The sequence below is a fragment of the Rectinema subterraneum genome (assembly GCA_009768935.1).
GTDB lineage: Bacteria > Spirochaetota > Spirochaetia > Treponematales > Rectinemataceae > Rectinema > Rectinema subterraneum.
On the sequence record WESA01000066.1, the window covers coordinates 1 to 8597 of the forward strand.

Consider the following 8597-nt stretch of genomic DNA (forward strand, 5'->3'; position numbering starts at 1 on the left):
AAATCGTCAAAATTCCCCAGAAAAATCGTGGGGAGTTTTGGTAGGGAAAAACCTGTATCATAGGCGCGGTACAGGGAGGAGGACATGCTTACGATGAACCAGATTGATCAGATCAAGGAGTTGCAGCGTCAAGGGTATGGGCCGGGCGAAATAGCCTCGAGGCTGCGCATTGATCGTAAGACCGTGCGCACCTATATGAAGCGAGAGGACTTTAACGAGTCACTGGAAGCACACACCACATGGCCTTCGAAGCTGGACCGATGGAAGCCGCTCATTGACGAGTGGCTGGCTGAAGACCAGCGCATGCGCTTTAAGCAGCGCCACACGGCGAAGCGCATTCACCAGCGCCTATGTGGAGAACATGCCGGGGAGTATGACTGTTCCTATCCCTTGGTGCAGCGCTATGTGAAGGCAAAAAAGGTCGCCCAGCGGCAGATGGATGGCTTTCTTGAGCTCGTGTGGGCCCCTGGTGAAGCCCAGGCTGACTTTGGTGAAGCGGAAGTCATGGAAGCCGGTGTCCGCAAAACCATCAAGTATCTGACCTTGAGCTTTCCCTACAGCAATGCGGGCTTTACCCAAGTCTTCGAAGGGGAGACCGCTGAATGCGTTGCGCAGGGCTTACAGGATATCTTCGGGTACCTTGGCGGCGTACCGCGTCGCATTGTATTCGATAATGCCACTGGTGTCGGCCGCAAGATCCAGCAGCATGTTGCGCTCAACCAGCTTTTCCTTCGTTTCAAGTGCCACTATGGGTTTTCCGTCAGTTTCTGCAACCCGAATGCCGGCCATGAGAAAGGCAATGTGGAGAACAAGATCGGCTATACCCGGCGGAATTTCTTTGTGCCCCTGCCGGTAGTCGATCGGCTCGTCGACTTGAATATGCAACTGTTCAAGAAGGCACTGCAGGACCATGCGCGGAAGCACTACAAGAAAGGCCAGACTATCGCGGCACTCTTTGCCGAGGAACAGACAGCCCTGAGCCCGCTGCCCGCACGGCCGTTCAATGTCGAGCGGTACGAGCGTCTTCGTACCGATGGCTACGGCAAATTCTGTCTTGACGGCAAACATTGGTACTCGAGTGCTCCCGAGTATGCGTCAGGCGAAGTTACGGTCGGGATCAAGGCCCGTGAGATCGTGGTCTACGGGCCTGACGGAGAAGTGCGCGGTGAACACCGCAGGATCTATGGGGAGGAGCGGAGCGATTCCATCGACTGGCACACCAGCATTGCGGCGCTCATGCACAAGCCGAGCGCCTGGCAGAACAGCCATTTCAGAGCAGCAACGAGCCCCTCCGTACGCCAGGCACTGGATGCGCTTCCCCGCGACCGGCTGCGTGACGTGCTCAAAGGGCTTGTGCAGAGCAGCGAGCGTTTCGGGTTCGAGGTAGCCCTCGCCTCCCTCGAGGAAGCGGTCAGCGTGGCAAGACTGGATAGCTATAGCGTCCATGCCGTTGCCGCGCGCCACGTCTACGACGGGCTGTACGGGATTCCTGCTGCCGGCCCCGACCTTGGCGTATACGATCGCGCCTTTATCGGGGAAAAGGAGCATACTCCATGAGGCGGCCACGGACAAACCGCACGCTCTTGCGGGAGGAAATCTCGCAGCTTTTGAAGAAAATGGCGTTCAGCCAGACGGCGGTCCAGCTCTGCGAGGAAGAAGGCACTGCTCCCATGGAGCAATTCCTCCTGAACGTCCTGCAGAGCGAGATGGCGAGCCGGGAACAGGCGCGCCGGGCGCGCTTTCTGCGGGAAGCCGCCTTCCCGGTGTACAAGACACTCGAGGGATTCGATTTTACGAGCGTTTCGCTGCCGCCGGCATTGTCCAGGGATGAACTTTTGAGCATGCAATTCGTTGCCGAAAAGAAGAACCTTGTCATGTACGGACCGGTAGGGACTGGCAAGACCCATCTGGCCACGGCGCTCGGCGTTGAAGCCTGCAACCGATCGATGCGCACAAAGTTTTTCACTGCGGCAGAGTTGGTCGTGCGGCTTTCGGAAGCCCACAAGGAGGGGATGCTCGACAAATTGCTGAAAGCTGTGCTGAGAGCAGACCTCCTGATCATCGATGAGTGGGGCTATGTGCCCGTCGACCACCAAGGAGCGCAGCTCTTGTTCCGGGTGATCGCTGATTCGTATGAACAACGCAGCCTCATTCTCACCACGAATCTTGAGTTTTCAAAGTGGGGAAGTATTTTCACGGATGACCAGATGGCAGCAGCGATGATCGACCGACTTGCGCACCATGGACACATTCTTTTGTTCGAAGGCGAAAGCTACCGCATGAAACACGCGCTCATGCGCCAAAAGGACCAGATAAAATTACCCATGGCCTAGTGGGGAAATTTACACGATTTTTTTGGGGATTTTGGCTTGACAAAATACATCTTTGTTTCAATCGTCGCAAGAGCATTGCCATTTCGATTCCATGTGAGCCGCGGTATTGATGGGCCTCATCAAGTACAAGAAATTTCCACCATTGAGCTTGTCCATTATCGAAAAGAGGGCTGTCCGCCGGTCTCAATAGCAAATACTCAAGCATTGAATAATTCGTAAGCAATATATGCGGCGGTGTTTCACGCATTTCAGAGCGTAAGACTAATTCTCCAGGCAGTCGATTTGCTATGTGATCGCTTGCGTTCCTAAAAGAATCATTCTTGTCTGCAGGAGTTTCGCCAATATATTGTCCAAATGTAAATTGAAATGGGGAATTAGAATTCTTCAATCGCTTGCAAATTTCTCCTAGTCTTTCCCGTTGATCGTTTGCAAGTGCATTCATTGGATATAGTATTAATGCTCGAACACCAGGGCCTAATCGATTTGATTCGAATTCTCTATATAGGTAATGCAATATGGGATAAAGAAATGATTCGGTCTTTCCGCTTCCAGTTCCTGTTGCGATAATGACATTGTGATTCATATACGCTTTAGCAATAGCCTGTTCTTGATGCATATACAGAGGACGGTCGCCTAATAAGGCATCTAAAAATGCATTATCAACGCGAGTTTTACTTAATTCCTGAAACAATTCGCGAGGTGTTTTACCTCTCTTAAATAATGGCGTAGCTTCTATAAAAGGTCCTCTGCTCAGGTGTCCCGATGCCAATGCTTCTTGGAATGATTTGCGAAGATCTTTGTCTTTAAAATAAAAAGAAGTCAGGAGATATTGGCGGTAGCGCTGCTCTATCAGCCTAGATAATGATATTGGGTCCATGTTTATAATCCATACTATAGCAATTTATAAAGAAGAGACATATGACATTCTTTCAAATGAGTCTTTTTCTTATTATCAGTTGCCCGTTCAAAAGTTTTTCCGCAAAAATAGCATTTTTCAATATTAGGAAGTTCAGCAATAATATTTTCCCTAATTTCATCGACATTAGATATTATCTTAAAATCGGTTCTGGGCGGGCCATCGTTTCTAGGGGCTTTCTTGCAATCATTATTTATATGATGGATTATTTTGCTCGTCGGATTTTCTATATCGTCAGAGGTTACATAAAATCCGCAATAAATACATTGATATATCCGATGCGGAAGATTTGGATCATTGGCTTTCAATTCATCGTAATTTAAAGGGATAAACATTTGGTCCAAATGATTAGCTATTGCATGTGCAATTATATCTTGTTCATTCAATGAAGTGAAATCGCAGAATTTACATTGCAATTTCCTCAACACTTCGCAGATTTTGATTCTTATATTATCTTGAGGTAAAGATGCAAATATCTCTAAATTATTCTGAAGCATCAATTCGGTTACATCAGAAAACTCTCTAATAGGTATCATTGCCAGTGAATCAGATATTTTATAATGTCTATCTCTTGAATTTTCTCCCATGCTAATCGATATTGATTTGCTTTTAAAATCTTGAGGACAGCGAATCCATAAAGCCTTATTTGATAATGCAGTAAAATCTGATCGTTGGAGAAGGATAGCTTTATCAATCCATTCAAGAGGAGTCTTGTTCTCTTCGCCTAGAGCCCACCATATCCTCTTAAGCGAAATAGTCAATGGAATGAATTTATTATTGTCGATTTCAACAAGCCAATGGCTATTATCATAATCTGGATCTGCAGGAATTTTTATAATAGTCTTTTCCGATGATTCTTGTTCAATTTGAATATTGTCTCGCCTGTTTGCGCTTTTAATTACAAATCCTGGTGAATGGATGAGCTCTATCTTGGCTGTTTGATAGCCATCATTTTGGGCTGGATGCAAATGCTTCGGAATGTTTATTTTTTTTAATAATTCTATATATCTAAAATTCATACTTTCTACAAGCTCGTTTTCCTTGTTATAAATTCTAACATAGTACCAACCGCTACCCTTCTCATAAAAACTATCTGGAATATATTGTGGATTTTGAGATAAATCAGGAATAAATTCCTTGCGCCATCTTTTTTTTGCTCTCCCTTCTTCTCCAATGATAATCACACTTATATCATTCCAGGTATTCTTGGTAATAGCTTTGATTTGCGGCATTGAATCACCAAAAAGAGGTCCAATATTTTCGCTAGAGTCTTCAAGAGAATTCCCAACCAATTCAAATTTAGGCTTAACAGGTTTGATTGTTATTATTTTATTTTCGCTAGTTTTAAAAGCAACGGAATTCTCTTTATCTGCTTTAAACTCGCAGAAATGAGCCAAATAACCCACAAGGCTTGATGGTTCTGGCAGCGCGATTCTATTTACCGTTGAGATATTTGAATATTCCCAAATTTCTGGCGCTATTATTAGATATGACCCCATTGATGGATTTGAAACAAGGTAGCCACGCTTTTGATCTTCTCCAACCAATCTAAATATTAGATATGTATTTTCATTAGTTATTACAATCTTATTATTAATTTCATTATTGCTCCATTGGATTATTATTTCACCCGAAATTGCTGCTAAATTCCAGCAATTGTCAATATTACTATCGCGATCTAAATATATTCCGTTCTGAAGAATAGAAATGTCTTGATTCGCAAGAATCTCATCAGGGATCTCAACTCCTACTTTCCACTCTGATCCTTTTTCCCAGCAAACAATTTCTGGCTTTGCTATATAATTTAATGTTTGCCTTAATGATAAATACTTTGGATCTCGATTTGGATCGCGAGGCCTCCCTCCTCTTTTTATCGGCTCTAGCGTATGCTTTCTTGTTTTTTGAGAATCATTTCTTATAAAATAGATACTTGTAAAATAGATACTTGATTCTAATCTTGGGTTTACAAGATTTTCCATTGTTTTATTATCATTTATAGAACTTTCGTCTATCATTTGAGAATCTACAGGTGAAGGGCTATTCTTTATTTCTATTAATTCAGGAATGTCTTGTTTAACTATTGTTTTAGTACTAGCTGAATATGAAGAAGCAGGATCTAATTGAAGGTCTTCTGCCTCTCTGGTATGTGATATATTTGATGAGGGAATAACATATTGTTTCTTTCTATTTCTATTCTTTACAAGTAATAGAATAACAAAAACTATGATGATGATTATAATGAATGAAAGAAACAGAATTGAAGAATTCATTGGAACCCCTATTATTTAGGTATATTATGCTTCATAATTTTGAATTCTAATCATATTAAATCTTTCAGCGATCGCGTTCCTTTGCATGTTGGATACCTCGAACAGCCAAGGAACATGCCATTCGATCCTTTGCGACCCTTCATTTCCGCATCACAATTCGGGCATTTGATGCCAAAAAGCTTTGCAAAATCCATTGCATCATGTTCTGTCATTTTACTTGTGAATCAACAGCCTCCAGAGCATGCAAGATAGGATCCATATGGGCCATACTTGTCATCCTTCACTTTTTCTGCCCCCGGGTCGGCAGTTTTACCGGCCCCCTCCTGCATGATTGACCATAGCCGGCTAGTTGCCTGCCGTCAATCGCTGCTGTCGGGAGGAAAAACTTTCCACCCGGTATGATTTGCCTTCGATCACGAATTTTACCGCATGGTGCACCAGTCGATCCATGGCCGCGGAGCTCATGAGGGGATTCGAAAAGACACTGGGCCATTCCCCGAAGTCCCTGTTGGACGTAATGATGGTTGACGCCGATTCGTACCGTTCACACAAGACTTCGTAGAGGTCATTCTGTTGCTCGTCCGAGAGGGTCTGGAGCCCAAAATCATCAAAGATGAGGAGCGGCACTGCGATGACAGACTTCAAGCGCCGAGAGTAGCTTCCGTCGCCGTGTCCTGCCGCTATCCAGCGAAACAGCGGTGCGGTTCTCCGAAAGAGTACCTCATGTCCGCGACGAACTGCTTCGTGCCCGATTGCCTGGGCGAGGTGACTTTTCCCGACGCCCGAAGGCCCCACAAAGAACACATTCTCCTTGTCGTTCAGAAATTGGCAGGAGGCGATTTCCCTGATTGCGGGTTCGCAGATCTTGGGGTTGAAGGAAAAGTCAAAGCTCTCAAAGGTCTTGTGAGGATCGAGCCCTGATTTTGTAAGCCGGTACGCCAGCTGCTTCGAATCACGACGCTCGACTTCATCCTGCAAAAGATGCTCAAGAAAATCCGAGAAGGACCACTTTTGTGCCACTGCCTCGTCGAAGCGCTGCTGGAGGCTGTCGAGCATGCCGGAAAGCTTCAAGCGGGTCAGTTTGGGTTTGAGGACGGCGAGGTCAGCCATGGCACACCCCCGCCGCGTCACGGTAGTACGCAGGATCCCGAGCGAATCGGAACGAAGGGGAAAATCGTGTTGCTTTTTCTTTGGCGAATTTGAGCTCATTCTTGAGGCTGGTGTACGAGGCAAGACCATACGCAAGGAGCCGTTCTGCCTGCTGCTCAATCGCGTCACAGGGGTAGCGTTCCGACAAATGTACCAAGGCCCACAAGGGCCGTATGCTGTCGACGGCACGATCAGCATAGATTGCCTTTGCAAAGCGGCCGGTGGCAGGCCCAATTGTCTCTGCTGCCATAAGCAGGCCTTTGGTACTGGTGGCAAGATATTCAGCTGCCTGCGGCGGCCCATGGTCGACAACAACCCGGTGTTGCCAATGATGCTCGGCACGCTCGTGCACGGCAATCTCGTCGCTCTCGTGGAAGATGCGGACGGTTGTCCTGGTGGCTTGTACGAGAACTCGCTGCCCAATGAAGCGGTAGGGGACTGAGTAGAATGCCTTGTCAAATTGGATTTGCCAGTCGGCTTGCACCGTGGCAAATGCCCAGCGTTCAGGCTCCCAGCGCGTGGACGGCAGCGGCTGCAGATACGGTTTTTCTTCGGCGAACAGCGCCGTGACGGTTTTGCCCACCTTTGCCACGAGCCGCACTTCGCTCACCGTCGCATTCCATTCAGAGAGATAGGCGACAACCTTTGCAAGGCGTGGAACCGCATGGCCTTTCTGTGCTTCACGCGCGCGAATTTCCGGCCAGAATGAGCGTTTGAGGTAGTGCATATCATTCTCGACCCCGCCTTTATGCTTCGGTGTCGAGGGCCTGCAGGCACTGATGGTAAAACCATACTGCTCCGCCAACGCATGATACGCGCGAGTAACCAGTGGATCCTCCCAGGAGGCTTTGACAATCCCGGCTTTCAGGTTGTCCAGAACTACTGTGGCAGGTACTCCGCCAAACCACTCAAACGCCTCGATATGGCACGCCAGGAAGCTATCCTGATGCTGGCTGAAAACGATGGTACGGTATGCTTTGCGCGAGTACCGCAAACGGGCAGAGAAAACCCAGGCTTTTCGCATGCGGCCATCCTGTTCGTCATCGACGAGGCCAAGCAACCAAAAATCCACATCCATGCAGTCGCCCGGGATATACAGGCGGTCAATCACCGGTTATTGCGTGGGCGGGCACATCTTTTGGATATAGCGCCGCAGTGTTGACTCTGAACAGGAAACCTGGCCCGCAATCAAGCGGTGCATGACGACAAAACTGATCCCTTCGTGGTGCGAGCGCAACAGCTGGTCTTGGATGCCGTCAAGCTGGTGCGGTTTTTTCGAGGTGATGGTTGCTTCCCATGCCGCATGTACCGCCGCTTCGTCAGGCGGGGGCTTCTGGGGATTCAGCCAGTCCTTTGCTTCTGCAATGGCTTTGAGTGCACGGATGACCGTCCGGTGATGGCCTGTGGTTCTATGAATGTGCTTGATGCCACATCCCCGTCTGAGCTGCAGAATAATTTCACGCAACTCGATCATCGCGATCCTCCTTGGCATGGTGAACCTCCTTACGGCCAGTATAGCCTTCAAGAAATTCACCAATATAGCGCAGGAGGGGGTCACCAAAACTGCCGACCCCTGGGGTCAATAAAATTGCCGATGGGGGGTCACAGACTGTGACGGGCTACAAACGTGGAGTTGCGCCCGCTGCCGTCCATGGCAAGCTCGCCTGCCTGTATTTCGTCAAGCCAAAATCCCCAAAAAAATCGTGCAAAATTCCCCACTAGGCCATGGGTAATTTTATCTGGTCTTTCTGCCGCATGAGTGCATGTTTCATGCAGTAATTCTCGCCTTCGAACAAGAGAATGTGTCCATGGTGCGCGAGCCGGTCGACTACTGTCACAGTCGGTGATAACTTTCCGGTTTTAGTCTGAACTAACCCCATTTAAGTAGACACATTATTAGATTCTATAGAGCTAGTATACAACATTTTA

8 protein-coding genes are annotated in these 8597 nt (G+C 47.6%); 2 read left to right on the forward strand and 6 right to left on the reverse strand.

Annotated elements, in window-relative coordinates:
* The first annotated feature begins 93 nt into the window (after positions 1-93).
* Both istA (GAP13_RS11905) and istB (GAP13_RS11910) read left to right on the forward strand, forming a co-directional pair.
* Positions 94-1557 (forward strand): IS21 family transposase, encoded by a 1464-nt coding sequence (istA, locus tag GAP13_RS11905; protein WP_158908531.1) that lies wholly within the window; start codon positions 94-96, stop codon positions 1555-1557.
* Positions 1554-2333 (forward strand): IS21-like element helper ATPase IstB, encoded by a 780-nt coding sequence (gene istB, locus GAP13_RS11910; RefSeq protein ID WP_158908532.1) that lies wholly within the window; start codon positions 1554-1556, stop codon positions 2331-2333. Before istA (GAP13_RS11905) ends, istB (GAP13_RS11910) begins: the two co-directional genes overlap by 4 nt.
* On the opposite strand, the gene GAP13_RS11915 is transcribed toward istB (GAP13_RS11910), so the two are convergent.
* From GAP13_RS11915 to GAP13_RS11940, 6 genes are all read right to left on the reverse strand, one after another.
* Complete coding sequence (locus GAP13_RS11915; protein WP_158908533.1) at positions 2293-3210, reverse strand: DEAD/DEAH box helicase; 918 nt, start codon at positions 3208-3210, stop codon at positions 2293-2295. The two genes, istB (GAP13_RS11910) and GAP13_RS11915, sit on opposite strands and share 41 nt — an antisense overlap.
* A 14-nt stretch (positions 3211-3224) precedes the next feature.
* On the reverse strand, positions 3225-5519 hold the full coding sequence (locus tag GAP13_RS11920; protein ID WP_158908534.1) for a hypothetical protein: 2295 nt from the start codon (positions 5517-5519) through the stop codon (positions 3225-3227).
* A 50-nt stretch (positions 5520-5569) separates the two neighbouring features.
* Positions 5570-5731, reverse strand: a complete 162-nt coding sequence (locus GAP13_RS13340; RefSeq protein WP_158908535.1) for a topoisomerase DNA-binding C4 zinc finger domain-containing protein — start codon at positions 5729-5731, stop codon at positions 5570-5572.
* 133 nt (positions 5732-5864) lie between these two features.
* Positions 5865-6629: an IS21-like element helper ATPase IstB gene (gene istB / locus GAP13_RS11930; RefSeq protein WP_158908536.1), complete on the reverse strand. Its 765-nt coding sequence runs from the start codon at positions 6627-6629 to the stop codon at positions 5865-5867.
* Positions 6622-7746: an IS21 family transposase gene (gene istA / locus GAP13_RS11935; RefSeq protein WP_158908537.1), complete on the reverse strand. Its 1125-nt coding sequence runs from the start codon at positions 7744-7746 to the stop codon at positions 6622-6624. Before istA (GAP13_RS11935) ends, istB (GAP13_RS11930) begins: the two co-directional genes overlap by 8 nt.
* 36 nt (positions 7747-7782) lie before the next feature.
* On the reverse strand, positions 7783-8160 hold the full coding sequence (locus tag GAP13_RS11940; RefSeq protein ID WP_158908538.1) for a hypothetical protein: 378 nt from the start codon (positions 8158-8160) through the stop codon (positions 7783-7785).
* Positions 8161-8597 lie beyond the last annotated feature (437 nt).